A 26,084-nucleotide genomic window follows, 5' to 3' on the forward strand; every position below is an offset into this window, starting at 1 on the left:
TGGCGGCATGTCGTCAATGGCAGGAAGCGCCGCTCGGCGCAGGCGTCAGGCTGCTGCCGGCGGTGCGCGCGGCTGATGGGTCCTGAAAACTGCGGCATGAAGCTGCGCTTCGAATGCCGGAAGAGGGGCGGCCGTGTTCCAGCCGGCGAACTCGAGGGAGGGCGCGCTGGCAAGGGCAGACGGTCCGGCGTCATGCGCCGTCTGTTTCGGCGCAAGCTTGCGCTCGGCGGCAAGCACGCCCCGCACCGCATCGCGCGCGGTCAGTTGCGGCGGTTGCGGATCCCGGCCGGATGAGGAAAGCGTGTTGATGGCGGCGGCAGGCGAAATCAGCAGATTGCCGCCGAAGAGCAGGCCGAGATAAGCAAGGATGGCGACGAGCAAGGAAGCGGCGACACGACTGGTCAGACGGCGCTGGTCCAGCTCCATCTCCTCCGTTCCGGCGATCTCACTCCCGTATCGGCTCAAAAGCGCGCCAATCTCTCATTCTTTTTCCGGCGGAGCAGTGCCCGTCGGAATAATTGTATCAGGCTCATGTCTGTCTTCATAGGGCACACTCTCATGATGCACTTGAGCGAGCCGGTCAACCATGCCAAGGGCGATTTCACGTTCTCCCATGATGACCGTGTCGGCGCCATATTGCTTCAATTCGTCGACCTCCGCGTCGGAATGGGCTCGGGCGACGATGAGGATCGAGGGGTTGACGCTGCGCGCTTGCTCGGCGATGCGGCAGGCCTCGAAGGCGTTCGGGATGGCGATGGCAATGCTGCGCGCAGTCGAAAGATTGGCAAGATCAAGCGTTTCTCTCGCCACCGCGTTGCCCATGAAGGCTTCGATGCCCTGCGCCTTCAATTCGCCGATGCGTTTGTCGGAATCCTCGATGACGAGGAACGGCGTGCCCGATGATTTGAGGTTCTGCCCGACGATCCTGCCGACGCGCCCATAGCCGATGAGGATGGCGTGGCCGGTAAGCGTGGTTGGATGCACGTCGTCGTCTTCGGCCGGCAGCTGCTCCTGAGCGGTGGCCGCATCCGCGGCGGGAGCGGGCTCGGCAGCGGCCTCCTCGCGTTTTGCCCCTTCGAGAAGCGGTCGTACCCGGTCGCAGAGGAAGAACAGCAGCGGATTGAGGACGATCGAGATGATGGCACCGGCAAGGATCAGATCGCGGCCTTCCTCCGGCAGCAGCCCGAGTTCGACGCCGAGGGCGGCGAGGATGAAGGAGAATTCGCCGATCTGGCCGAGGCTCGCCGAAATCGTCAGCGCCGTGCCGAGCGGCTTCTTGAAGGCAAGCACGATCAGAAGGGCGGCGACCGACTTGCCGATGACGATGATGAAGATGGTGGCGAGGATCGGCAGCGGCTTGTCGATCAGGATATTCGGATCGAACAGCATGCCGACCGAGACGAAGAAGAGCACGGCGAAGGCATCGCGCAGCGGCAGGCTTTCCTGCGCGGCGCGATGGCTGAGCTCGCTTTCGGCCAGCACCATGCCGGCAAAGAAAGCGCCGAGCGCCAGCGACACGCCGAAGAGCTTCGCCGCGCCGAAGGCGACGCCGAGCGCGATCGCCAGCACGCCGAGCCGGAAAAGTTCGCGCGAACCGGTATGGGCGATGCGGTGCATCGTCCAGGGAATGAGCTTGCGGCCGAAAACCAGCATCAGCGCCACGAACAGCGCCACCTTCACCAGCGTCATGGCGATCATGCCGCCGACGCCGAGATCGAGGCCGAGCAGACGGTTCAGCCCCGCCGAAAGCGGCTCGGCCGGACCATGGCCGCCGCCGATGCCGGCGGCAGCCGGGATCAGCACCAGCGCCAGCACCATGGCGAGATCCTCGACGATCAGCCAGCCGACGGCGATCCTGCCGCGCTCCGTCTCGACGAGCCGCCGCTCCTGCAGCGCTTTCAACAGCACGACGGTGGAGGCAACCGACAAAGCCAGGCCGAAGACCAGGCTGCCGCCGGTCGGCCAGCCCATGAAGGCGCCGAGCCCCCAGCCGAGCAGTGTGGCAAAGGCGATCTGCGCGATCGCGCCGGGCACGGCGATGCCGCGCACCGACAGCAGGTCTTTCAGGGAGAAATGCAGCCCGACGCCGAACATCAGCAGGATGACGCCGATTTCGGCAAGCTCCGGGGCAAGGCTCTGGTCCGCCACGTAACCCGGCGTGTGCGGGCCGACCAGCACGCCGGCGATCAAATAGCCCACCAGCGGCGGCATGCGCAGCCGGTGGGCGATGGCGCCGAAGATGAAAGCCAGCACAAGGCCGCCGACGATTGTTGAAATCAAGGGCGTGTCGTGTGGCATAATCGTCTCCCGATCTGGAAACCCCGGTCGCAATGTGACATATATGGTCTATATAGACCAATATGGGTGAGTTGAAATCATGGGTCAAGGCGCCAGGGAAACAATTCTGAGCCCCGCTCTCTGCCGTGCTGCACGTGGCCTGCTCGACTGGACCCAGACCGAGCTTGCTGACAGGGCGGCCGTCTCGCGCAGCACGATCCGCGATTACGAGGGCCGCCACCACGATATCCATCGTGCGACCGAGGCGCAGCTGCGCCTCGCCTTCGAGGAGGGCGGCGTCAAATTCGTGGAGATCGAAGGGGCCGGCACCGGTCTCTGCCTGCCCAAGCCGATGAGTTGATCTCGCTCAGGGCGCCAGGCAGGCGGCGGAAACCTTGTAGATATAGAGCGCCTTGCCCTTGTAATAGCCCGCTGTCGGCCGCCAGTTCTTCAGCACTTCAGGCGTTTCAGTGGCGCAGGTGAAGGGGCTGTCCGTCAGGAAGAGCACCTTGCCGGTAATGTCGGCAGGCAGGGCGAATTCCTGTTCGTAATAGCTCTCGGGGAGGCCCGCCGGCGCCCGCGCATAGATTCTGTAGGATGTGTCGCGCAGCGTATAGAACAGATCGGCGACCATGTCGCGATCGTCGGTGACGATGATATCGGTGCCGGCCTGGCCTGCAAGTGCTGCCGCTTCGCGGCTGATTTCGGCGCGACCGAGATAACGCTTCATCAGTTCGTCGCCGTTCGGTAGCAACACCTGCTGCGGGAAGATCGTCGCCAGCGGAAAGAGCAGGCTTGCAATGCCGTTGATGGTGAGCGACAGCCTGAGCCCCTTCGGCCACAGCCGATAAAGCAGCCAGACGGCAAGAATGGTTCCCGCGACATAGGCGGTCACCGCCCAGTTGGCATAGGCCTTAGCGACCGTTGCCTGCAGGGTGATGAGCAAGACCACCGGCATCGACAACCAGACCAGCATCTTCTCCCGGTCGTCGCTCCGGCCTTTGATCATGCGATAGACCGCCCAGAGGATTGCGAAGAAGATGATCGGCCCGACGACGCCGAACTGGGCGGCGAAGAATTCAAGGCCGCCGCGCAGATTGATGCCGAGTTCGCTCCAATGCGCGATGTCCTGCGTGTGCCGCACCGTCGTATTGTCGTGCTGCAAGTTCCACCAGAGGTTCGGCAGGGCAACGACCGCCGCGACCGCGACCGCGATGACGAAATCCCGAATGGCGATGCGCGCCGCCGGAATGAGAAGGAGGGCAATCGCGCCGCCCGGAACGACGAACAGCACGGCATATTTCGTCAAGAAGGCAAGGCCGACGCCGAGGCCCATGACGAGCGCCAGCCCGACAGAACGTCGCTGCGTCAAGCCGAAATAGGCAAGCAGGGCGACTGCGATGAAGAACAGCAGGATCACATCGGTCGAGAAGAACACCGAGGAAAGCGCCACACCCGGCAGCGTAATGTAGGCGGCGCCCGTCCATCCTTCGATTTCCGGTCCGACAAAGCGCTTTGCCGTCTTCATTAGCACCAGTGCCGCCGCCATATGGATCAGCGGTCCGAGCAGCCTGATCCAATAGATGGCGTTGGAGCCGGAAAGCTCGGTCATCGCCCGGATCACCCAGGCGATCATCGGCGGCTTCGAGTAGTAGCCGAGATCGAGATTCTGCGACCAGAACCAGTACTGCGCCTCATCGACGAAAAGGTCCGTTGCATCGAAATGGAGCGTGACGACGCGCCAGAGCGTAAAGCCGAGGACGATGAGGAGACCAGATCTGGGGGACATGAACCGATAGTTCCGCTGACATGAAAGGCGCGAGTGCGATACACCAAAGGTGCCGGACTGCCAACGGGGAAGGGGAGAGATGAGCCGGATCTGAAAGATGCGGCCGCGCTTTAGAACACCCGGAGCGCGCGGATATCGCGGTTTGCGGCGATGGAATCGAGGCGGGCGACGGCTGCGAGCACCGTCATTGCGATCAAGCAGGAACCCAATGCGAGAACAATCATTGCTCTGTCCTTGTCGACGTCATGTCTTGGTTGTCGACCGGCCTATAACACGGAGCTTGCGTGTGCCTTGTAGCAGCCATGCAACTGCGCGGCAGTATTTCTGGCGAACTGCCTTGAATTGCTTCAAAAGCCGGCACCGCGAGAGGCTTATTAACCTTCAGGCAAGGAATTAACCATAAACATTGGTTTACACGTCGGAATGGGAAGATGCACTCGTTCCCACCAGGCATGACGCCGTCCCGCCGTACCGGGTTGATCCGGTATCCATCTCTTCAGACAGCTCCGAAACATAGCTGATCAGGGGGCTTCGATCCGCCGGTTTTGGCAGGCGGTGACGACGGTCTCCACGATTTGTGTCCATCGGATGCTGCGAAAGTTTTTGGCCGGGCATTCGCCCGGAACGTGGTTGGGGACAGGCGTTGAGGCAGGATATGCCATCAGATCAGGCTCGTGGAGCGCAGGCAGGCAGCTTGCGCGACCGCCTGCGCTTTGCCGGCCTCGATGCCGAGCAGTGCGAGCTGGTGCGTCGCAACCGGCCGGCTCTCGAAGCGCATCTGAAGGCCGGTCTGCGCGACCTCTTCCACCGGTTTCAGTCCTTTCCCGACGCCGCGCGCAATTTCGAGAGCGAACGCCAGGTCGACCGCCTGCATGATCTGCAGTCCTCGCACTGGGACGTGCTGACGGATGCGCGGTTCGACAGCCTCTATGCCGAGCGCGTCAAGGTTCTCTCCGATACCGAAAGCAAGATGGGGCTCGATCCGCGCTGGCACGTGGCCGGTCATGGCGTCATGCTCGAGCATGTCGTTTCCGGTCTCGCACAAGAGATCGCGGGCCGCCCCTTGCTGCCGTCGGCCAAGCGCCGCGCGCGCGAAATCTCCGACCTGATGACGACGATCATCCGCATCGTCATGGTCGATGTGGAAATCGCCGTCTCACTCCGTTTCAATGCGCTGAGGGCCACCCAGACCCGGGCGCTCGCCGATCAGCGCGCCGAAAATGAGGCTGAGATCGCCAGGATCTTCGGCGATGTCATCGAAGGCCTTTCGGCCCGCGACCTGACGCGGCGTGCGCCCGTCGAGGACGACGGCGCCTATGCGGGGATCGCCGCCGCGCTGAACGGCGCGCTGGATGGGCTTCAAGCCGAATTCACCGCTATCACCGAGCGCACTGATAAGGCCGAGGCGGCGACAGGCTCGCTTGCCGGCCTGTCGCGGCAGTTCGCCGGTACCGCTTCCGGTCAGGCCGACCGGCTGCAGCTTTCTGCCGCTGCCCTTGCCGGCATCGCCGGCAGCGTGCGCGACGGTGCCGCCGATAGCCGCGCCGCCGAACAGGCGGCCGCCTCGACGCGCGCTGCGGTCGAGGAAAGCGGCGAGGTCGTCGGTCGTGCGATCAGTGCCATGGCCGATATCGAGCAATCGGCCGAAAAGATCGGCCAGATTATCGGCGCGATCGACGAAATCGCCTTCCAGACCAATCTGCTGGCGCTGAATGCCGGTATCGAGGCCGCTCGCGCCGGTGAATCCGGTCGTGGTTTCGCCGTCGTTGCCCAGGAAGTCCGCGCCCTTGCCCAGCGCTCGGCCGAAGCCGCCCGCGAAATCAAGACGCTGGTGACGACCACCAAGGCGCAGGTCGACGCCGGCGTGCAGATGGTCGGCCGCACACAGGATTCGATCGGCAGCATCGTTCGTCAGGTCACTGACATCAACGCCGCCATCGCCGGCATCGCCACGAAGACCGGCGAGCATGCTGCAAGCCTCGACAGCGTGACGTCAGACGTCAAGGGCCTGGGCGCCGAGGTGGCCGATAGCGCAGGCTTTGCCGAGCGCTCGGCGCAAGGCGCCGACGATCTCCACACGGTCATTCTCGAGCTCGGCCAGACGATTCGCGAATTCCGCATCGCCCGGGAACACGCCCATGCCGGGCGCCCGGCGCCGGTTCACGTTGCGCCGCCGCGCGCAATCGAAGCGGCCGCCCGTCCGGCAGCGGTCGAGGACGAATATGAAAATGACGATTTTGGCCTTCCGCGGCCCTTCGCAAGCGTCGGAGGTGGGCGGAATGTTTACTAACCTATCGGATTATCGCCTCAGCTCGTCTTCTCGGGCTGGGGACAAGGGGACAAGGAAAAGCTGATGGTAGCAAAGAAGAGTGGCAAGACGCTGAATTTGACAGCGGTGCTCGATCTCAACGAGGCTTCCGCCTTGCGCGACAAACTCCTTTCGCTGAGGGGCAGCGGTCTTTCGATCGACGCATCGGGCGTCGAGCGGATCGGTGCTCTTTGCGCCCAGGTTCTGATGTCCGCCGAGAAGACCTGGGAGCAGGACAAGCAGCCGTTCACCTTCTCCAAGGTGTCCGACGCATTTCAGAAAACCATGCAGCTGGTTGGCGTCAATATTGACCACCTGCTCGCCAAGGAGATTCGGCAATGAAGAAAAAAGTTCTTACCGTGGATGACTCCCGCACCATCCGAAACATGCTTCTCGTGACGCTGAACAATGCGGGCTTCGAGACGATCCAGGCCGAAGACGGCGTCGAGGGCCTCGAGGTTCTCGAAGAGTCCAATCCCGACGTCATCGTGACCGACATCAACATGCCGCGTCTCGACGGCTTCGGCTTTATCGAAGGTGTGCGCCGCAACGAGAAATACCGGGCGATCCCGATTCTGGTTCTGACGACCGAAAGCGACGCGGAAAAGAAGAACCGCGCCCGCCAGGCCGGCGCCACAGGCTGGATCGTCAAGCCTTTCGACCCGGCCAAGCTGATCGATGCCATTGAGCGCGTAACCGCTTAAACCCAGGATTTTCTCCTATGGATATGAACGAAATCAAAGAGATCTTTTTCCAGGAGTGCGAGGAACAGCTCGCGGAGCTGGAATCCGGTCTTCTGAAAATGAATGATGGCGATCGCGATCCGGAAACCGTCAACGCGGTGTTCCGTGCCGTGCATTCGATCAAGGGTGGCGCCGGCGCCTTCGGCCTTGATGATCTGGTAGCCTTCGCCCATGTTTTTGAGACCACTCTCGATTGCGTTCGTTCCAACAAGCTCGAGCCGACCCAGGACGTCCTGAAGGTGATGCTGAAGTCGGCTGACGTGCTCGCCGACCTGACGAATGCTGCGCGCGACGGCGGCAGCGTCGATGAAAGCCGCAGCCGCGGTCTCGTCAAGGAGCTCGAGGCGCTGGCCAACGGTGAATTGCCGTCTCCCTCGGCAGCCTCCGAAGCCCCCGCGCCGAAGGCCGCCGCCAAGCCGGCGGCACCGGCTGCCGCTCCGAAGCCGACCGACGACAGCGGCTTCCAGCCCGTTCCCTTCTCTTTTGACGATTTCGGCGGCGAGGGTGGTACCGACTCCGAGCTGCCGGCCTATGAAGTCATCTTCAAGCCGCGCTACGAACTCTATTCCAAGGGCAATGACGCCACGCTGCTGCTGCGTGATCTCTCGCGCCTCGGCGAAATGACCATCTATTGCAATACGGATGAGCTGCCAGGCCTCGAGGAACTCGATCCGGAAGGCGCTTATCTCTTCTGGAACGTCACGATCAAGACGGGCAAGGGCGAAGACGCCATTCGCACGGTCTTCGAATTCGCCGAATGGGATTGTGAACTGACGGTGAAAGCTGTCGAGGAAGCAAGAGCTAGCGCGACCAGCAACGAAGAACTGCCGATGGTGCCGGTTCCCTTCGATCTGTCGATCCTGGATGAAACGGGCGCAGTGGAAGAAGTTTCCGGCGCTGCCGCCGAGACCGCAGCTGCCGTTGCCGCCGCCGAGACCGCCTCTAACGTCACGCAGATGGCCGCAGCCGCCGCCCGCGTCGAAAAGAAGGAATCGGCAGCTGCCGCCGCAGCGGCAGCCGCAAGCGCCGCGGCCCAGAACAATGCCGCAGGTGCCGGCCAGACGATCCGCGTCGATCTCGACCGCGTCGACCGCCTTATCAACCTCGTCGGCGAATTGGTCATCAACCAGGCGATGCTGTCGCAGAGTGTCATCGAAAACGACACGACCGGCACTTCCTCGATCAACATGGGCCTGGAAGAGCTGCAGCAGCTCACCCGCGAGATCCAGGACTCGGTCATGGCGATCCGCGCGCAGCCGGTGAAGCCGGTCTTCCAGCGCATGTCGCGTATCGTCCGCGAAATCGCCGACATGACCGGCAAGTCGATCCGCCTGATCACGGAAGGTGAAAACACCGAAGTCGACAAGACTGTTATCGACAAGCTGGCCGAGCCGCTGACCCACATGATCCGCAATGCCGTCGACCATGGCATTGAAACGCCCGAAAAGCGCGCTGCCGCCGGCAAGAACACGGAAGGCACGGTTCGCCTCACCGCCAAGCATCGTTCGGGCCGCATCCTGATCGAGCTTGCCGACGACGGCGCCGGCATCAACCGCGAGAAGGTCCGCCAGAAGGCGATCGACAACGATCTCATCCCGGCCGACGCCAACTTGTCGGACGAGGAAATCGACAACCTGATCTTCCTGCCGGGCTTCTCGACGGCCGACAAGATCTCCGACATATCAGGCCGCGGCGTCGGCATGGACGTCGTCAAGCGGTCGATCCAGGCGCTCGGCGGACGCATCAACATCACCTCGAAGCCGGGTCACGGCTCGGTCTTCACCATGAGCCTGCCGCTGACGCTCGCCGTCCTCGACGGCATGGTGGTCACCGTCGCCGGCCAGACGCTGGTCGTGCCGCTGACCGCGATCGTCGAAACCCTGCAGCCGGAAGCCGCCGCGATCCACTCCTTCGGTGCCAACCACCGGCTGATCTCGATCCGCAACTCGTTCTGCCCGCTGGTCGATGTCGGCCGCATCCTGAACTTCCGCGCGACCCAGGCCAATCCGGTGGAAGGTGTCGCGCTTCTGGTTGAATCCGAAGGCGGCGGCCAGCGCGCCCTGATGGTCGATGCCATTCAGGGGCAGCGCCAGGTGGTCATCAAGAGCCTGGAAGCAAACTACACGCACGTGCCGGGCATCGCCGCCGCCACCATTCTCGGCGACGGTCGCGTGGCTCTCATCCTCGATGTCGATGCGGTTGTCGGCGCCTCGCGCGGCCAGTCGCTCAAAGCGGAAATGTCGTTAGCAGCGGTAGGATAAGGCAATGTCGTACACTGTAAAAAATCTGAACCAGGGGGATCGCGAGCTGATTGCGTTCCGCATCGGGGATCAGGAATTTTGCGTGAACATCATGTCGGTTCGCGAAATCCGGGGCTGGACCCCGGCCACCGCGATGCCGCATTCGCCGACCTATATGCTGGGTGTCATCAACCTGCGCGGCGCAGTGCTGCCGATCATCGACCTTTCGGCCCGGCTCGGCATGAAGCCGGCCGATCCGACCGCCCGTCATGTCATCATCGTCGCCCAGGTCCGGCGCAAGGTCGTCGGCCTCCTGGTCGACGCCGTTTCCGACATCCTGACCGTCACCGACGAGATCATCCAGCCGACGCCCGATATCTCCTCCGAACTCGAGCGTCAATTTGCCCGTGGCGTTCTCGCCATCGAGAAGCGCATGATCTGCCTGATCGAGCTCGAAGCTCTCATTTCCGAAACCGAAAGCGAAGCCGCATGAATGCAATAGGCGCAAAAGATCAGCGGCAGGGAGCCGACGAGGTCCTGGCGAGCGGAGAATACCCGCTGACGCGCCGTGACCTCACGGAAATCGCCGCGATGATCTATTCGGATGCCGGCATCTTCCTCAACGAGACGAAGGCTTCGCTCGTCTATTCCCGTCTGTCAAAACATATCCGCAATCTTGGCCTCTCCGGCTTCCGGGAGTATTGCGCCCTCGTCGCATCGCCGGCCGGCGCTGCGGCGCGGCGCGAAATGCTTTCGCATCTGACGACCAATTTCACCCGCTTCTTCCGCGAAAACCATCATTTCGATCATCTGCGCGACCACGTCCTGCCGGAGCTTCTGCAACGGGCGAGAGCGGGCGGCAGAGTGCGCATCTGGTCGGCGGCCTCCTCCGACGGGCAGGAGCCCTATTCGATTGCGCTGACCGTGCTGTCGCTGATGCCGAACGTCGCCGATTACGACTTCAAGATCCTGGCGACCGACATCGACCCCAAGATTCTCGCGATCGCCCGCGCCGGCGCCTATGACGAGAGCGCGCTCGAGACCGTGTCGCCCGCCATGCGCAAGCAATGGTTTAGCGAAGTCGAGGTGCAGGGACGCCGGAAGTTCCAGGTCGACGACCGCGTCAAGCGGCTGATCACCTATAACGAGCTGAACCTGATGGCGCAGTGGCCGTTCAAGGGCAAGTTCGATGTCATCTTTTGCCGCAACGTCGTCATCTATTTCGACGAGCCGACGCAGATGAAGATCTGGCAGCGTTTCGCCGGCCTGCTGCCGGAAGGCGGCCATCTCTATATCGGCCATTCCGAGCGTGTGTCGGGTGAGGCGAAACACGTCTTCGACAATATCGGCATCACGACCTATCGCTACACCGCCAAGGGTCCCGGGAGGAAGGCATGAGTGCGCCGGCAAGGGTTCTCGTTGTAGACGACTCGCCGACGATGCGCGGCCTGATCACCGCCGTCCTGAGTTCGGACCCCGAAGTCAACGTCATCGGCCAGGCCGGCGACGCACTGGAAGCGCGCGAGGCGATCAAGCGGCTGAACCCGGATGTCGTGACGCTCGACATCGAGATGCCGAACATGAACGGTCTCGATTTCCTCGAAAAGATCATGACGCTGCGGCCGATGCCCGTCATCATGGTCTCCACGATGACGCATCGCGGCGCCGAGGCCACACTTGCGGCGCTTGAGATCGGCGCCTTCGATTGCGTCGGCAAGCCGGCGCCGGGCGAACCCAGGCCCTTCGGCGACCTCGCCGAAAAGGTCAAGGCCGCCGCGCGCACGCAACGCCAGTTCTCCCAGCCGGTGGCTGCCCCTACGCCGCCGCTTGCCGTCGCCGATTTCCGCGTCGGCCGCAAGATCGTCGCGATCGGCTCGTCGACCGGCGGCGTCGAGGCACTGATCGCCGTGCTGCAGAAGTTTCCGGCGAATTGCCCGCCGACTGTCATCACCCAGCATATGCCGCCGACCTTCACCAAGAGCTTCGCCGAGCGTTTGAACCGCCTCTGTGCGCCGGTGGTGCAGGAAGCGACCGACGGCGCCCGTCTCGAAATCGGCAAGATCTATCTGGCACCCGGCGGCGAGCGTCATCTCCAGGTCAGCAATGCCTCCGCACCGTGCTGCCGTCTCGTCGACCGGCCGCCGGTCAATGGTCACCGCCCGTCGGTCGATGTGCTGTTTGATTCGGTCGCGGAACTGGCAGGCCGCAACGCTGTCGGCGTAATCCTGACCGGAATGGGTCGCGATGGTGCGGCCGGATTGTTGAAAATGCGCCACGCCGGCGCCAGAACACTCGGCCAGAACGAAAAAACCTGTGTCGTTTACGGAATGCCAAGGGTTGCCCACGAACTTGGCGCCGTTGAGCAGCAGCTGCCCCTGTCTGCCATCGGTGACGAAATATTGAAAATGACAGCCGCCCGAAAGGAAGGGACCGAATAATGTCGATCGCGGAGAAAATCAAAGTTCTGATCGTTGACGATCAGGTAACGAGCCGGTTGCTGCTCAGCGATGCGCTGACCCAGCTCGGGTTCAAGCAGATCACGTCTGCAGGCGACGGCGAGCAGGGCATGAAGATCATGGCCGAGCAACCGCATCACCTGGTGATCTCGGACTTCAACATGCCGAAGATGGATGGCATCGGCTTCCTTCAGGCCGTGCGCACCAATCCCAACACCAAGAAGGCGGCCTTCATCATCCTGACCGCCCAGGGCGACCGCGCTCTGGTCCAGAAGGCGGCCCAGCTCGGCGCCAACAACGTGCTCGCCAAGCCGTTCACGATCGAAAAGATGAAGGCGGCTATCGAAGCCGTGTTTGGAGCCTTGAAATGATCACTGAGGGGGCAGCCCGCCGCGTGCACATCATTCAGGGCGAGTACAAGGTTCTGAGCGACCCGAATGCGGTGCTCTCGACCATTCTCGGCTCGTGCGTGGCTGCGTGCCTCCGAGACCCGGTCGCTGGTGTCGGCGGCATGAACCACTTCCTGCTGCCCGGTACGGCGACCTCGCCGACATCAGGCGGCGATGCCACGCGCTATGGCGTGCATCTGATGGAACTGCTGATCAACGGTCTCCTGAAGCAGGGCGCCCGGCGCGACCGGCTGGAGGCAAAGATTTTCGGCGGCGCGAAGACGATCTCGACATTCTCCAATGTCGGTGAGCAAAACGCGGCTTTCGCCATGCAGTTCCTGAGAGATGAAGGCATTCCGGTGGTCGGTTCCTCCACCGGCGGAGATCATGGACGCAAGCTTGAATATTGGCCGGTCTCCGGTCGTGCCCGGCAATACCCCCTGACCGGCGCCGAAACCCAGAGAACCGTCGCTCTCGAGCAGCGTCCCGCGGCTCCGCAGAAGCCCGTCGAAACCAGTATCGAATTTTTTTGATGGCGAGGATTTTCATATGACATTTACTCCGGTGATGGAGCCGCCCGCGCCTGTCGAAGCGCTGAGCGACATCCTGATGCGCATCGTTTCCGAACTGCACGATGTCGCCTACCTCATCGAGCGTATCGAGCCGCAGCTTCTCGACCTCGGCGGTGGCGCCGAGGTGCTGAATTCGCCGGACGCCATGAAGGTCATGCAGGGTATCGATCTGGCTGTGCAGAAATCGCGCGGCCTTGCCGAATTCATCGACACCATCACCGGCGAAATCCCACACGGGTGGACGGTCGATGTCGCGACCGCCCTCAGCCTCGTCAAGCTGGCGGAGATGCAGAAGGCACTCGGCGGCGCGACACGCCACGGCCACTCCCAGCCGCTCAGCAAGGCAGCCGGCGACTTCGATTTCTTCTAATGCATGTCGCCCGGAAGCGTGCCGCGGTTCCGGGATAACGACATGCATGAAACGAGGAGCCCTTTCGCTCCGCACGCGCTTCACGAAACGCTCGCACAAGTTTCGCCGATTATTCGTCAGATGAGGCAATAAGCCTGCTTTGTCGTTGACGGATCGCGCGAGAACAGAATGAATCTGTTAAATCAATTAGTTCAGATTTTTAAGAACTTTGGTGCCCTAGGCCGAACACGCCTGATGATTCTGGGAGGCGTCGGCGCCGTTTCCATCGCAATCGTCCTGGCGGCTGCCCTTTTCGTCAACAAACCGGCACAGGAAACGCTCTATGTCGGCCTGGATTCGCCCGATCTCAACCAGATCAGCATGGCGTTGGCCGAAGCGAACATCAATTTCCAGGTCGGCACGGATGGCACCAGCATCACCGTCCCCGCGGGGATGACGGGCAAGGCCCGCCTGATGCTTGCCGAGCGCGGCCTGCCGAACAGCGCCAATGCCGGTTACGAACTCTTCGACAATGTCGGCTCTCTCGGCCTGACCTCCTTCATGCAGGAGGTGACACGGGTTCGGGCGCTGGAAGGCGAAATCGCCCGTACCATCCAGTCGATCTCGGGCATAACAGCCGCCCGCGTCCATATCGTCATGCCGGAGGTCGGAAACTTCCGGAAGGCGGAGCAGAAGCCGACCGCCTCCGTGATGATTCGCGCAAGTGCCGTCACCGGGCGCAGCGCCGCCACCTCGATCCGCCACCTCGTCGCCTCGGCCGTGCCGGGGCTTGACGTCGATGACGTGACGATCCTCGATTCCGCCGGCCAGCTGCTTGCATCAGGCGACGAGGCGAGCAACAGCTCGCTGAATCGCTCGCTCGGCATCGTCCAGAACGTCCAGCAGGAAGTCGAATCCAACATCGACAAGGCGCTGGCACCGTTCCTCGGCATGGACAATTTCCGCTCCAGCGTCACCGCTGATCTGAACACGGACGCTCAGCAGATCCAGGAAACCACTTACGATCCGGAATCCAAGGTCGAACGCTCGGTCCGTTCGACCAAGGAAGCCCAGCAGTCCCAGCAGAAGCAGTCCGACAGCGCGACGACCGTCGAGCAGAACATTCCGCAGGCTGCTCCCCAAGCAGGCGGCTCCGCAGGACCCGAATCGCAGGACAAGTCCGACAAGCGCGAAGAGCAGACCAACTACGAAATCAACAGCAAGACGACGGCGACGACCCGCAACAGCTACAAGGTCGAGAAGCTTTCGATCGCGGTGGTCGTCAACAAGGGTCGCATCGCCAAGATGGTCGGCGAACCGGCAGACCAGGCCAAGATCGACGCCTATCTCGCAGAGATGAAAAGCATCGTCGCCTCGGCCGCCGGCATCGATGCCAAGCGCGGCGACGTCGTCACCGTCACGGCCATGGACTTCCTCGAGAACCAGCTGCTCGAAGAGGCCAGCGGCGGTGTCCATGTCATGGATATGCTGAGCCGCAACCTTGCCGGCATCATCAACTCGCTCGCCTTCGTCGCAGTCGCCTTCGTGGTGGTCTGGATGGGCCTGCGGCCTCTGGTGCGCAGCGTCAGCGGCAACTCCACCGCGGTTCTCGGCGACGCCACGCCGGAAGCGGCCGGCCTCGAGCTTCCCGACTTTGCGCCGGCGGCCGGAGTGCCCGGAGGGGCTCTCATGGACGGCTTCGGGTCCGATTTCGGCTTCGACAGCACAGAGGATCTTCTCAGTCTCGGCGACGACGACGGCAACTTCAACCGCCGCGTCAAGGAAGGTCCGGAACGCAAGCTCGCCCGTATGGTTGAGATCAACGAGGAACGCGCAGCGAAAATCCTCAGGAAATGGGCGATCGACGACGCAGCGTAAGAAAAGGCCGGGCAACCGGCCTTTTTTCATGTCCTGGCCGCATTTTTTTTCCCATAACGAGATTGTTATCGGCCCCCGCAAAGCAAGCAAGACCTGTTGCGTCGCAGATTATCGAAATCCCGAGACTAGAGATGCAAAGCTTTCGTGTTTTTGTAAGTATCGGGCAGCTGAAAAGGTCGGTTCCGTATGGTCGGAAAAAATATCAAGGCTACATCGCGGAGATGGTCTCCGGATCTACTCCGATATAGCCAATGCGGGGAACCTAAGTAGAAATATAGTGTCAGTTGCATTGACGTGGCGCTGTGCAAAGAGGGATAAACTGGTTGAGGGACACTCGCGTAAAACGCGAATTAAGTTGCGGCACAGCCAGAATCATCTTAGCCTCCCCTATATCTTGAGGGGCGCAATTGGTGCTCGAATCACGGCATGACGGGCGGCTGATGTAAATCCCCAGAAGTCGGAGATGGTGATTTACATCGGCTGGCTTACCCTTGAGTGATTCGAAATGGGATTCGAGTGGGACTTTGAATTGAATCCTTTAGACAAAAAATGCTGTTGCACCGAGTTTGATCGTTCCTCAGCCGCAGGAAATTGCCAATGGATATGAACCTAGTTCAGGCGAGCAGGGGCGAGAGGCAGATGGTGAATTTCGCGAGTGTGGCGGCGCCGGGTCTATTGCCGCGCGATGAACTGATTCAACGCCTGCACGGTGTCGCCGACACCGGCAGGTTGCAGTCCGGGCTGCGGGCCTTGATGGAATATGTCGGTGCTTCGCACTACCTGCTGGCGCGCTGCGATCTGATCCAGGAAAGCGGTCTCGACTTCATCGTTTCGTCGGATTGGCCCTTCGATCTGGTCAAGGATATCGCCAATGACCTGGTCAGTGGCTATGCTCGTTCGACCGAGCTGGAAAAATGCATGCAGGTCTTCCAGCCGAATTTCGCTCTTCTGCCCGATCATGCCAATGTGCCTGATGGCGCCAGCCGGCAATATTGTTCATTGACCTTCAATGTCGGTCGATCACGGCTCGCCCTGATGTTCCTGTTCGGCGAAGGCTTCATCCTTTCGCCTGAGCGTCTGCGGGATGTGGGCCTGCTTGCAGGCTATGTCGCGAGCTTCCTTCGGTGCGGCGGCACAAGGGTCGACCGCGATTTCGAATTGACGGACCGCGAGCTCGAATGCCTGTTCTGGATCGCCGAGGGCAAGACCAGCGACGAGATCGCGATGATCCTCGGAATCTCCCGCAATACGATCAACAACTACATCACCAGCGTGATGCGCAAGACGGCGACCAAGACCCGGTCCGAGGCCATTGCCTTCGCCGTCCGCAATAATCTCGTATAGGGGGATCCATGGGACATCCATCAGCCAGGGTGATGAGCAGTGCGGATCAGCTGCGCATGGTGCGTGTGAGCAGGATTTCCAGCCGGTCTGATCTCTTTCCGCGGTTAATCGCGATGCAGAAGCTCGCCGATGCTCAGGGCTTCGCGATCTATCGTGTCAGCGGCTCAGGCCTGCCGGCAAAGCAACGCCTGGTCTGCGAGCTTGAGAACTGGGGTTCGGCCAATGCCGGTTTCGCCAAGGCCTTCACGGATGCCTATGGCGACATTCTCCTCGATCATATCGACAAGTCGCTGCTGCCGCTTTCATGGGCCGGCGGTTACGACCGAGCGGCGCCCGGCCCGGCTGACTTCTCGCCATTCATGACGCGGTTGAAGGACGGTATCCTACCCTTTTCCGGCCTTGCCTTTCCGGTGCGGCTTGGCGCCATCGGCAACGGCTTCATCCTTTTCACAGGCGATGAGCTCGACCCCTCGAGCGATACGATCGTCGAACTACACGGCCGCTGCTGCCACATCATGATGGATCTGCTTTCGCTCGACGAGCGCCGCGCGGCTACCGCCGAGGCGCTCAGCGAACGCGAGATCGCCTGTCTGCAGCTCGCCGGCGACGGCCGCATCAGCGAAGAGATCGCTGACAAACTCGGCCTCTCCGTGCACACGGTGAACGCCTATCTCGGTTCGGCGACCATCAAGCTCGATTCCGTCAATCGCATCCAGGCGATCGCCAAGGCGATCCGGCTCGGCTATATCAGCTGAAACCACGTGCGCCCTCCGTTGTCGAAGGGCGCATCGGATCTTCATTGTCGTGAGAGAAGGTCAGCCCGCCAGCGCCTGCGGCGGCTGGTTCACGTTATAGCGTGATTCCCGAAGGCTCTTTTCCAGGAAGACGGTATTTTCGTCGGGATCGGCCGAAGGATTCTGGAAAGCGATATGGTTGATCTCGATGCCGGCGTGATCTTCGGCAAGGGTGAGCTGCGCATAGACGGTGACGCCGCGCGGCTTGATTTCGAGATCGAGAACGACTTCGGGCTTGCCACCCCACTCCAGCGTATAGTTTCCGCCCAGGCCGAAATTCACCGTGCCCGGGTGAAAGAAAAGTTCCGCGGCCGAAGCGACGAGATCGGAGAGGTTGCCGTAATACTCGAAGCGCAGCAGTGAAATAAGGTCAGAGGCATCCAGAAGACGCAGTTCCGTGGCGACCGGGCTGATCGCGACTGCGAGGATCTTTTCACGCTGGGCAGAGTGAGGGCATTTTTTCATTCGGCTTATCTTACCCGTTTGTTCTTGGCGTCTGCGGCGTAGACCCGGTGGATCAGTTCCGCAACGGCCTTATAGAAGACTGACGGGATGACACTATCGATCGAGACTTGCGCAAACATGGAGCGCGCAAGCGGCGGATCCTCGAACACCGGTATGCCGTTCTGCTCGGCGATCTCTCTGATTTTTAACGCAATGAGGTCCTGGCCCTTGGCCAGCACCACCGGCGCATCGTTTTCCTCACGCGCATAACGCAGCGCCACCGCATAGTGCGTCGGGTTGGCGATGACGAGCGTTGCGCGGTGTACATTGGCAATCATGCGCCGGCGCGCGCGGTCGCGCATCAGCGAGCGCTGCCGGCTCTTGACGAAGGGATCGCCCTGGGCCTGCTTGTTTTCTTCCTTCACTTCGTGCCGCGTCATCTTCAGCTCGGTGAACCAATGATGGCGCGTCCAGAAAAGGTCGGCGATCGCGACGATTGCGGTGGCGATCAGCATGACGATGATGATCTTGCGCATCGCCGTCGTCATCCGCACGAGGATCGTCTGCGGATCGGAGAACATCGCGTCGATCGAGCTGAAATATTCGCTCCTCAGCACGAAGAACAGGATGACCCCGACGACGACGACCTTGAACAGCGATTTGCCGAATTCGATCAGGCCGGGCAGGCTGAACAGCCGTGACCAGCCCTTGGTGGGAGAGATGCGCGAGGCCTGCGGCCGGATACGTTCGAGCACCGGCGTCGGCAGGTTCTGGAAGATGGAGGAGGCGATGCCGAAAACCATGAGCAGGATGAAGGCGGGCGCCAGCAGCGCCGCACTTGCCCAGCCGAGCCGAACGAAGAGCGCCAGAATATCCGGCCCTGTCTCGATCTTCCACTGGTCGGGCTGCTCGAAGATGTCGCGCAACGTCTCGGTTAAGCGCCCGACGCTTTCGGGAAGGAAGAACACCAGGTAAATGAACGTGGCCAGAATGGTCGCGAAGATCGACAGTTCGCGCGAAGATGGGACGTTGCCTTTCTCCGCTGCATCGGCGCGCTTTTTCGCGGTCGGGGCTTCTGTTTTGCTGTCCTTGTCATCGTCTGCCAAGTCGCGGCCCTCCGTCAAAGAAAGAGGCAGCAGCTAAATGCATGTCGCCCAAAATGTGCAGCGGTTTTGGGATGACGACATGCATCAAAACAAAGACCTAAAGCGCGTCGCAGGAACCGAGTTCCATGCAACGCGCTTTAGAGCGCAGCCTATACTGAGAAGGGTAGTCGCCTGTGCGGCGGCGATCAACAGCTGCCTTGCGGCATGCCGGATTTGTCAACAGTCTCGAAATGCCGATGCATGTCGCCCGGAAGTGTGCAGCAGTTCCGGGATAACGACATGCATGAAACAAGGAGCTAAAACGAGTCGCATAGATCAGTTCACTGCGACGCGTTTCAGGCGGCCGCCGAAGCGTCGCCTTCCTTCTCCTTCAGTTCGATCTGGCCTGAGTTGGCCAGACGAATCGCCTCCTGCGCCACGGCGCGCCGCGCGATGGCAATCTCGCGCGGATTGGTGCCGCCCATGCCGCTCTGCAGATCCGATTCGATCATGCGGCGCTGGCGCGGACTGATGGCGGAGAGAACCGATTCGCGGATCTCGGCAGGCGCGCCGCGCAGCGCGACGGTGAGTACATCCGTCGAGATGTCGTTGAGCAGCATGACGCGGCTGCGCTGCGGCATGTACATGAGATCCTCGAAGAGGAAGATCTTCGGGCGGACCTTGTTGACCGATTCGCGGCTGATCGATTCGAGCGAGGTGAGCAGCGTATCGACCTGCGGCTTGTCGAGCTCGTTCATGAGGTCGGCGACCTTCGTCGAGCCGGCCGCATTGCGCTCTGCCTCGACTTCGGCAAGCAGCGTCATGACCTGGTTCTCGATGATCTGCGCCGCTTTCGGGCTGACGGTCTTCATGTTGACCGTGCGGTTCATGATGTCGGCGCGACGGTTGTCGGGAAGCTGCAGCAGCACCTTGGCGCCGAAGGAGGAGGGCATCATCGACAGAATATAAGCGACGGTCTGCGGGTGTTCGCGCAGCAGGAACTGGGCGACGAACGTCGGCTCTGCCTCGCTGAGGCGATCCCAGATCGATGTCTCGTAGGCCTGGAATGCGGTGCGGCGGCCGAGCAGGCTGTCGACCTCGTCAGGCGTCAGGCCCTCTTCCAGAATGGCTTCGATCGCTTTGGCGTTGTCCATCAGGCCGGCGCCCTCGGTGAAGAGGTCTTCGAACTCGCCGACAAGCGAAAGGAGCTCGTCCGGCGGAATGGCGCGCAACGACTGAGCCGATGAGATAATGGTCTGCAGTTCGGCCTGGGTGAAATATTTCAACAGCCGGCCGGCGACTCCTTTTCCCATCGCGAGAAGAACAGCCGCCGCCTTTTCAGCCTGGGTCAACGGTTTCCCGGCTAGCGCGCCGCCGAAATCGTCAAAGTCCATCATGGTCTAACCTCTCCGTCCCACACAGGGATCAGGCTTTTTTCGTACTCAAAACTTCTATCAGTTTCACACCGAATCGGGTGTCGTCGTTATCAAGCACCGTAATCTCGCCGCGTGCAATCCTGCGGCCGTTCACCATGATTTCGACCGGTTCACCGATCTTCTTGTCGAGGGCGATCGTCGCCCCTTCATTCAGGTTCATCAGGCCGGAGACCTGCATGCGGCTGGTGCCGAGCATGATCTGAACATCGATCGGGATATCCATGATCAGGTCGAGGTTGGAGGTCAGCGCGCTGCCGAGCGGAGCCGGCGAGGCGTCGAAGGAAGCGCTGTCGCCGAAATCCATGCCTGCGGCGGGGCTCGCAGTGCCGCCGAAATCGCCGCCGCCGAATTCACCCCCGAAATCGTCGCTGCCGAAAGGGGTTTCCGAAGCCTCGCCGCCGAAGGGCGACAGATCGGTTCCCGCTGCGAAGGGGTCGTCCTGCACGTCGCCGCCAAACTGCGACAGGTCGCCGTGGGAATCCTTCTTCAGGACGCCGCGCAGATCGTCGATCGCCTGGTCGAGATCGGCCTCGCTGCCTGGAACGTCCAGGGGGAAGTCACTGTTCTGCTGTGTTTTCTTCGTAGCCATGAAATCACTATTCCAGTTGAAACTTGCCTCAAACTGCCTTTGCAGCCCAAAAGCCAGAGAACCGATTAATTCATTAAATGACGGATGAGCTCGTCATCCGAGTTCATCGTATCCTTGACGCGGACCATGTAGTTTTCACCTGAACGCCCGAACTCGCACACATACAATTCCTTGCTGTTGGCGCTGACTTCGACGCGCACGTCGCCGCCGTCGCGGAACGGAATGACGTCGCCGACCATCAGCTTCGATATCGTGCGCAGAGTCAGGTCCTGCAGCCTGATCTTGGCTTCCAGCGTGACATGAGAGCGGCGGACCTGGTCGCCGAGCTGTTCGGTCCATTCCTGCGATTTGCCGCCGGCCTGGCGCTTCGGTTTCGGCGGCGTCACCGTGGTCTTGAGCAGCGCCGTCTGCGGAATGATCAGGGAGAATTCCGAAACGATGCCGGCAAGCGTGATCGACATGTTGATGGCGGCGGCGAATTCGTCCGGACGGTCTTCCGGCGGCTTGGCGCGCGCGTCATGGGCATGCGGGGCCGTAAGGCTCGGTTCGAAACCGCCAGGCGCGTTGACGGCCGAGCGCAGTACCTTGGCGATCTTGTCGAAGACCATGACCGCCAGGTCGAGTTCGATGATCGACAGCAGCCGATCGGCCGGCTCCTCGATCGTATCGGCCGTGGCGCCGAGCAGATGCTCCATCAGCGTGATGACGAAACCGTTGCCGCAGGCGACGGTAATGTTCTGCGACCAGTTGCGCAGCGTCGCATCGACGAGCGTGACGTTCGGGCTGAGGTCGTCGATCAGGTGGTTCTTGTAGCCGATCTCGCAGCCGACATAGTTGACCGTCACGTCGAGCCCGGTTTCGCTCTTGATGACGTCGGGAAAGAATTCGCTGTAGATATCGCCGAAGGAACTGCAGATCTTGGCGACCCTGCCTCTGTCGCCGAGCCCGCCCGTCAGCTTGGCGAGAAGGGCTGGATCCATAGCCGGTTTGTCATGCGAAGCATTGCTCATAGTCATTTAAGCCGCCTTGTTTTCGCCGCCTGGGTTCATCATTTCCTGCTCGACCGCATCGATGGAGGGACGCTCGTAAGCCGAGATCGTCTTGCGGCCGTATTCGAGAGCGACCTGCGGCACCGACCCGTTCATATAGGCAAGCAGCGTCTGCTTGACGATGACGTAAAGGCGGTGCTGCTTGCCACGCACGACCTTGATCTGGGAGACCAGCGGCGAGCAGACGCAGTAGGACAAGAGAATGCCGAGGAAGGTGCCGACGAGCGCCGAGCCGATCAGGTGGCCGAGCACCTCGGGCGAATCGTTGATGTGAGCCATCGCCTTGATGACGCCGAGAACGGCCGCGACGATACCGATCGCCGGGAAGGAATCGCCCATGATCTGGATCGCATGGTAGGGCTTCATCTTGTCGTGCATGATGGTGTTGAGCTCTTCGTCCATCAGCGCTTCGATCTCGTGGCTGCGGGCGTTGCCGATGATGATCAAGCGAACGTAGTCGCAGATGAACGCCGTCAGTTCCTTGTTCTTCAGAACGGTCGGAGCCAACTGAAAGATGGTCGATTCGGCCGGGTTGTCGATATGGGCTTCGATTTCGTTTCGTGACTTGGTGCGCAGGTCGCGCATCAGCGAATAGAGCACGCCGAGCGTATCGAGGTAGTTGCGTTCCTTCGGCACGGCATGCTTGAAGGCTTCGCCGAGCGCCTTGCCGGAGTCCTTCACCACCTTCATCGGGTTTGCCATGATGAAGCTGCCGAGGCCGGCGCCGCCGATGATGAGAAATTCGAAGGGCTGGAACAGCGCGTTCACTTCGCCGCCCATCGCCATGAAGCTGCCGACGATGCAGCCGCAGACAACAATAAATCCGATAATAATATTCATCGTCAGCCCAATCTGAACGTTGCTTTTCCCTGAGACGGATAGGGTTTCTGCCTTGCGTGAGGCTGATGAAATGGCCGGTCGCGGGCTATTTGCGTGTGCCAGCTTCGCGCAAGCATCTGCCGTCAGGCTAAAGGAGACGAATGGGTGTGCTCACCCTTTTCTGAGATGCCGCCTCAGCGAAATTCCGGCCGAACCAGACAGACGACGCCCGGCTTTTCGTTCCGTTCATCGCCAAATGCTTGGAGTTTACCGACATGCAATCCGGTCTTTATGTTTCTCTGTCGTCGCAGATGGCTCTGGAAAAGCGCCTGAACACCATCGCGGACAACATGGCGAACGTGAACACGACCGGTTTCCGCGCTACTGAGGTGAAGTTCGACGAGATGGTGGCGAACACCAAGAACAAGCTGAACACCAAGGTCGCCTTCGTTTCCCAGGGCAACGACTATCTGAACGAGCAGAATGGCGAACTTCAGCACACCGGCAACATGCTCGATTTCGCCATCAAGGGCGATGCCTGGTTTTCGCTCGATACGCCGGCCGGCCGCGTTCTGACGCGGGACGGCCGCTTCACGATGAGGGATACCGGCGAGCTCGTCTCGATCAGGGGATATCCCGTGCTCGATGCCGGCGGCTCGCCGATCCAGCTCAACACGAAGGGCGGCGAGCCGGCCGTCGGCACCGACGGCATCATTTATCAGGACAAACGCCAGGTCGCTTCGCTCGGCCTGTTCGAGGCTGATGTCAGCAAGGGTTACCTGCGCTACGAGAACAGCGGCATCATGACCACCGAGCAGCCGCGCGCCGTTGTCGACCGATTCAATGTCGGCGTCGAGCAGGGTTATCTCGAAAACTCCAACGTCAATGCGATGCGCGAGATCACTCAGCTGATCGAAGTCAACCGCGCCTTCGAAAGCGTCTCCTCGCTGATGCGCGACAGCGAAGATTCGTTCAAGGAAGCCGTCCAGACGCTCGGGGGCAGCCGCTAGGCGAAAGTTTGAAGCATGAGCACCACGCTGCTGTCCGAAAATAACCTTTCCCCGAAGCTGGCGCACCTGGCGGACCTCGTCGACCGATATGTCTCGCCGGAGTTTGCCGTTGCCCATGGCGGTCGCGTGCAGACCATCGCCGCCGGTCACTACACCGTCCACGGCCTCTCCCGCCACGTTCGCCTCGGAGAGTTCGTGGCTCATAAATCGGCCACCGGCATCCATCTCGGCGAGGTCGTACGCGTCGAACCGGAATTGATCTATGTTTGCCCGATCGAGCCGGGCGAGCCGATCGGCATCCACGATACGGTCATCCGCAAGGGCGCCTTCCGCATTTCACCGTCGGATAGCTGGTGCGGGCGCACCCTCAACTCGCTCTGCGAGCCGATCGACGGGCTGGGTCCGATCACCGAGGGGCTCGATCGCCGCTCGATTTCAAATACCGCGCCGCCGTCGATGACCCGCAAGCGGGTCGAGACCGGCTTCAAGACAGGCGTACGGGCGATCGACATCTTCTCGCCGCTGTGCCTTGGGCAGCGCCTCGGCATTTTCGCCGGTTCCGGCGTCGGCAAGTCGACGCTGTTGTCGATGCTCGCCCGGGCCGATGCCTTCGACAAGGTGGTGATCGCGCTCGTCGGCGAACGCGGCCGCGAGGTGCGCGAATTCATCGAGGATACGCTCGGCAGCAATATGAAAAAGGCGATTGCCGTCGTCGCCACCAGCGACGAGAGCCCGATGCTGCGCAAGATGGCGCCGCTGACGGCCGTCACCATCGCCGAGCATTTCCGCGACAAGGGCGAAAACGTCCTCTTCATCGTCGACAGCGTCACGCGTTTTGCCCATGCGATCCGCGAAGTGGCGACCGCTTCCGGCGAGCCGCCGATCGCCCGCGGTTATCCCGCTTCCGTCTTCACCGAACTGCCGCGCCTTCTGGAACGCGCAGGTCCCGGTCCCGAGGGCGCCGGCACCATCACGGCGATCATCTCGATCCTCGTCGATGGCGACAACCACAACGACCCGATCGCCGATTCGACGCGCGGCATCCTCGACGGTCATATCGTCCTGCAGCGGAGTCTTGCCGAAGAAGGGCGCTACCCGCCGATCGATCCGCTCGCGTCGATCTCGCGTCTTGCCCGCAAGGCCTGGACGCCGGACCAGGAAAAGCTGGTGTCTCGGCTGAAGGTGCTGATCCATCGCTTCGAAGAGACGCGCGACCTGCGCATGATCGGTGGTTACCGCCAAGGCGCCGATCCCGATCTCGACATGGCGATCAAGCAGGTGCCGATCATTTACGACGTCCTGAAGCAGTCGCCGGGCGATCGCGACTCGCCTGATGCCTTTGCCGATCTCGCCGGCGCGCTCAAAGCCGCAGCCGGTATGGGCAATCAGGGCGGACCCATCCAGAGGAGATAGACGTGGCTGAATTCGACGACGAACGCATCGCTTCCTTGAAGCAGCGCAAGAAGACCGCCATGCTGGATCGGTTTCTGACCTTCGCTGGCCTGGCGCTTGCCGGCGCCTCCGCCTTCTTCCCCTGGTACGTCTTCTTCAACGAGGACAAATTCGGCATCAATGTCGCCGCGAGCAGCAATGCGCGCGAGCTGCCGGATTGGCCGGCCCGCAACGTCTTCAGTGTCTCGCCGCTTGCCATGGTCAACAAGAACGAGCCGGACAAGAAAGCCCCGCCGATCGATCCGCTGACGACGGCGACGGTCTCCGACCTTGGCAAGGAACGCGATGGCCGCCCCATACAGGAGGATCAGCCTTTTCCCGGCAACTCTTCCTTCCGCCTGCTGCACGTCTCCAACGGCCGGGCGCTGATCGAAGACCCCTCGGGCATGTATGTGGTGCGCATCGGCTCGATCCTGCCCGACGAGAGCCGCCTTGCGGCACTCGAGCAGCGCGACGGCAAATGGGTGATCGTCACCTCCAAGGGCGATACCTACCAGAACAATTGAACCTGTCCGCAAACGGTAACAGGGCTCCGCCGCGAACCGGCCGGAGCCCTGTTCTTTTGATAGCGACGGCCTTCGCTGAAAAGCGTCTTGAAGCCTGAATTCCCGTAAGTCCCACGCAAGATTACCGCACTAGGTTCGGGACAGTAAAAACGGAGAGTTCTCATGCAACCGATCCAACTTTTCGACTTGGCTTCGCGACAGGCGGAATGGCTGACGATCCGTCAGCAGGTTGTTGCCGGCAACATCGCGAATGCCAACACCCCAAAGTTCCACGCCAAGGACGTCACGCCCTTTGACGCCGTGCTCGATAAGTCCGACATCACCATGGCCCGCACCAATCCGGCGCATCTGAGCGGCAATGATTTCAGCCAGAGCGGCGACATCGACGTCAAGGAGGCCGCACTCGACCAGGAAATCGGCGTCCAGGAATCCGGCAACACGGTCGGTTTGGCCGAGGAGCTCTCCAAGTCTGGCGATATCAAGCGCCAATACGATCTGAACACCTCGCTGGTCAGTTCCTTCAACCGCATGATGTTGATGACCGTCAGGAAGTAA

The 26,084-nt window shown here is 61.4% G+C and carries 27 protein-coding genes; 18 read left to right on the plus strand and 9 right to left on the minus strand.

Features of this window, described 5'->3' with window-relative positions; all coding sequences use genetic code 11:
* Nucleotides 1–45 precede the first annotated feature (45 nt).
* Entirely contained in the window at nt 46–426 is a 381-nt protein-coding gene (locus tag EFQ99_RS06190; protein ID WP_126919857.1) for a hypothetical protein, read from the minus strand.
* Between the two features lie 54 nt (nt 427–480).
* Entirely contained in the window at nt 481–2,298 is a 1,818-nt protein-coding gene (gene ybaL / locus EFQ99_RS06195; protein ID WP_126919859.1) for a YbaL family putative K(+) efflux transporter, read from the minus strand.
* A gap of 79 nt (nt 2,299–2,377) precedes the next feature.
* On the opposite strand from ybaL, the gene EFQ99_RS06200 reads away from it, so the two are divergent.
* Entirely contained in the window at nt 2,378–2,638 is a 261-nt protein-coding gene (locus tag EFQ99_RS06200) for a helix-turn-helix transcriptional regulator (protein ID WP_126919861.1), read from the plus strand.
* Between the two features lie 6 nt (nt 2,639–2,644).
* Here EFQ99_RS06200 and EFQ99_RS06205 read toward each other — a convergent pair whose 3' ends face one another.
* Nucleotides 2,645–4,066, minus strand: coding sequence for an ArnT family glycosyltransferase (locus EFQ99_RS06205; RefSeq protein WP_126919863.1), 1,422 nt, complete (start codon nt 4,064–4,066; stop codon nt 2,645–2,647).
* A gap of 655 nt (nt 4,067–4,721) precedes the next feature.
* On the opposite strand from EFQ99_RS06205, the gene EFQ99_RS06210 reads away from it, so the two are divergent.
* The 13 genes from EFQ99_RS06210 (at nt 4,722) to visR (ending at nt 17,100) form a co-directional block, all read left to right on the plus strand.
* The gene (locus tag EFQ99_RS06210) at nt 4,722–6,356 is read left to right on the plus strand and encodes a globin-coupled sensor protein (protein ID WP_126919865.1); all 1,635 of its coding nucleotides are present in this window, start codon (nt 4,722–4,724) and stop codon (nt 6,354–6,356) included.
* A 63-nt stretch (nt 6,357–6,419) separates the two neighbouring features.
* Entirely contained in the window at nt 6,420–6,716 is a 297-nt protein-coding gene (locus tag EFQ99_RS06215) for an STAS domain-containing protein (protein WP_088680415.1), read from the plus strand.
* Nucleotides 6,713–7,078, plus strand: coding sequence for a chemotaxis response regulator CheY1 (gene cheY1 / locus EFQ99_RS06220; RefSeq protein ID WP_003570362.1), 366 nt, complete (start codon nt 6,713–6,715; stop codon nt 7,076–7,078). Before EFQ99_RS06215 ends, cheY1 begins: the two co-directional genes overlap by 4 nt.
* A 17-nt stretch (nt 7,079–7,095) precedes the next feature.
* A complete protein-coding gene (locus EFQ99_RS06225) occupies nt 7,096–9,378 on the plus strand; it encodes a chemotaxis protein CheA (protein WP_126919867.1) in 2,283 nt (760 codons plus the stop codon).
* Nucleotides 9,379–9,382: 4 nt separating this feature from the next.
* On the plus strand, nt 9,383–9,850 hold the full coding sequence (locus EFQ99_RS06230) for a chemotaxis protein CheW (RefSeq protein WP_126919869.1): 468 nt from the start codon (nt 9,383–9,385) through the stop codon (nt 9,848–9,850).
* Nucleotides 9,847–10,755, plus strand: a complete 909-nt coding sequence (cheR, locus tag EFQ99_RS06235) for a protein-glutamate O-methyltransferase CheR (RefSeq protein ID WP_126919871.1) — start codon at nt 9,847–9,849, stop codon at nt 10,753–10,755. Before EFQ99_RS06230 ends, cheR begins: the two co-directional genes overlap by 4 nt.
* Nucleotides 10,752–11,795 (plus strand): protein-glutamate O-methylesterase CheB, encoded by a 1,044-nt coding sequence (cheB, locus tag EFQ99_RS06240; protein ID WP_126919873.1) that lies wholly within the window; start codon nt 10,752–10,754, stop codon nt 11,793–11,795. Before cheR ends, cheB begins: the two co-directional genes overlap by 4 nt.
* Nucleotides 11,795–12,184, plus strand: coding sequence for a response regulator (locus tag EFQ99_RS06245; RefSeq protein ID WP_003556488.1), 390 nt, complete (start codon nt 11,795–11,797; stop codon nt 12,182–12,184). The genes cheB and EFQ99_RS06245 overlap by 1 nt, the downstream gene beginning before the upstream one ends.
* The gene (cheD, locus tag EFQ99_RS06250; RefSeq protein ID WP_126919875.1) at nt 12,181–12,735 is read left to right on the plus strand and encodes a chemoreceptor glutamine deamidase CheD; all 555 of its coding nucleotides are present in this window, start codon (nt 12,181–12,183) and stop codon (nt 12,733–12,735) included. Before EFQ99_RS06245 ends, cheD begins: the two co-directional genes overlap by 4 nt.
* Nucleotides 12,736–12,751: 16 nt before the next feature.
* Nucleotides 12,752–13,144 carry a chemotaxis protein CheT gene (gene cheT, locus EFQ99_RS06255; protein ID WP_126919877.1) on the plus strand — a complete coding sequence of 131 codons (393 nt, stop codon included), beginning with the start codon at nt 12,752–12,754 and terminating at the stop codon, nt 13,142–13,144.
* A 168-nt stretch (nt 13,145–13,312) separates the two neighbouring features.
* A complete protein-coding gene (fliF, locus tag EFQ99_RS06260; RefSeq protein ID WP_126919879.1) occupies nt 13,313–15,001 on the plus strand; it encodes a flagellar basal-body MS-ring/collar protein FliF in 1,689 nt (562 codons plus the stop codon).
* 597 nt (nt 15,002–15,598) lie between these two features.
* Nucleotides 15,599–16,345 (plus strand): transcriptional regulator VisN, encoded by a 747-nt coding sequence (visN, locus tag EFQ99_RS06265; RefSeq protein ID WP_126919881.1) that lies wholly within the window; start codon nt 15,599–15,601, stop codon nt 16,343–16,345.
* Between the two features lie 8 nt (nt 16,346–16,353).
* A complete protein-coding gene (visR, locus tag EFQ99_RS06270; RefSeq protein WP_126919883.1) occupies nt 16,354–17,100 on the plus strand; it encodes a transcriptional regulator VisR in 747 nt (248 codons plus the stop codon).
* A gap of 60 nt (nt 17,101–17,160) precedes the next feature.
* On the opposite strand, the gene EFQ99_RS06275 is transcribed toward visR, so the two are convergent.
* The 6 genes from EFQ99_RS06275 to motA form a co-directional block, all read right to left on the minus strand.
* A complete protein-coding gene (locus EFQ99_RS06275; protein ID WP_126919885.1) occupies nt 17,161–17,604 on the minus strand; it encodes a hypothetical protein in 444 nt (147 codons plus the stop codon).
* Between the two features lie 5 nt (nt 17,605–17,609).
* Entirely contained in the window at nt 17,610–18,689 is a 1,080-nt protein-coding gene (gene flhB / locus EFQ99_RS06280; protein ID WP_126919887.1) for a flagellar biosynthesis protein FlhB, read from the minus strand.
* A 335-nt stretch (nt 18,690–19,024) separates the two neighbouring features.
* Nucleotides 19,025–20,065: a flagellar motor switch protein FliG gene (fliG, locus tag EFQ99_RS06285; protein ID WP_126919889.1), complete on the minus strand. Its 1,041-nt coding sequence runs from the start codon at nt 20,063–20,065 to the stop codon at nt 19,025–19,027.
* Nucleotides 20,066–20,093: 28 nt separating this feature from the next.
* Entirely contained in the window at nt 20,094–20,693 is a 600-nt protein-coding gene (gene fliN, locus EFQ99_RS06290; RefSeq protein ID WP_126919891.1) for a flagellar motor switch protein FliN, read from the minus strand.
* Between the two features lie 65 nt (nt 20,694–20,758).
* Complete coding sequence (locus EFQ99_RS06295) at nt 20,759–21,709, minus strand: FliM/FliN family flagellar motor switch protein (RefSeq protein ID WP_126919893.1); 951 nt, start codon at nt 21,707–21,709, stop codon at nt 20,759–20,761.
* Nucleotides 21,710–22,582, minus strand: coding sequence for a flagellar motor stator protein MotA (gene motA, locus EFQ99_RS06300; RefSeq protein ID WP_125842544.1), 873 nt, complete (start codon nt 22,580–22,582; stop codon nt 21,710–21,712).
* 254 nt (nt 22,583–22,836) lie between these two features.
* On the opposite strand from motA, the gene flgF reads away from it, so the two are divergent.
* From flgF to flgB, 4 genes are all read left to right on the plus strand, one after another.
* On the plus strand, nt 22,837–23,571 hold the full coding sequence (gene flgF / locus EFQ99_RS06305; RefSeq protein WP_126919895.1) for a flagellar basal-body rod protein FlgF: 735 nt from the start codon (nt 22,837–22,839) through the stop codon (nt 23,569–23,571).
* 15 nt (nt 23,572–23,586) lie between these two features.
* The gene (gene fliI / locus EFQ99_RS06310) at nt 23,587–24,984 is read left to right on the plus strand and encodes a flagellar protein export ATPase FliI (RefSeq protein ID WP_126919897.1); all 1,398 of its coding nucleotides are present in this window, start codon (nt 23,587–23,589) and stop codon (nt 24,982–24,984) included.
* Nucleotides 24,985–24,986: 2 nt separating this feature from the next.
* Nucleotides 24,987–25,529: a flagellar protein gene (locus EFQ99_RS06315; RefSeq protein WP_126919899.1), complete on the plus strand. Its 543-nt coding sequence runs from the start codon at nt 24,987–24,989 to the stop codon at nt 25,527–25,529.
* A 162-nt stretch (nt 25,530–25,691) separates the two neighbouring features.
* Nucleotides 25,692–26,084 carry a flagellar basal body rod protein FlgB gene (gene flgB, locus EFQ99_RS06320; RefSeq protein WP_126919901.1) on the plus strand — a complete coding sequence of 131 codons (393 nt, stop codon included), beginning with the start codon at nt 25,692–25,694 and terminating at the stop codon, nt 26,082–26,084.

Source organism: Rhizobium vallis (assembly GCF_003985155.1).
In the GTDB taxonomy this organism is placed as follows: Bacteria; Pseudomonadota; Alphaproteobacteria; order Rhizobiales; family Rhizobiaceae; genus Rhizobium; species Rhizobium vallis.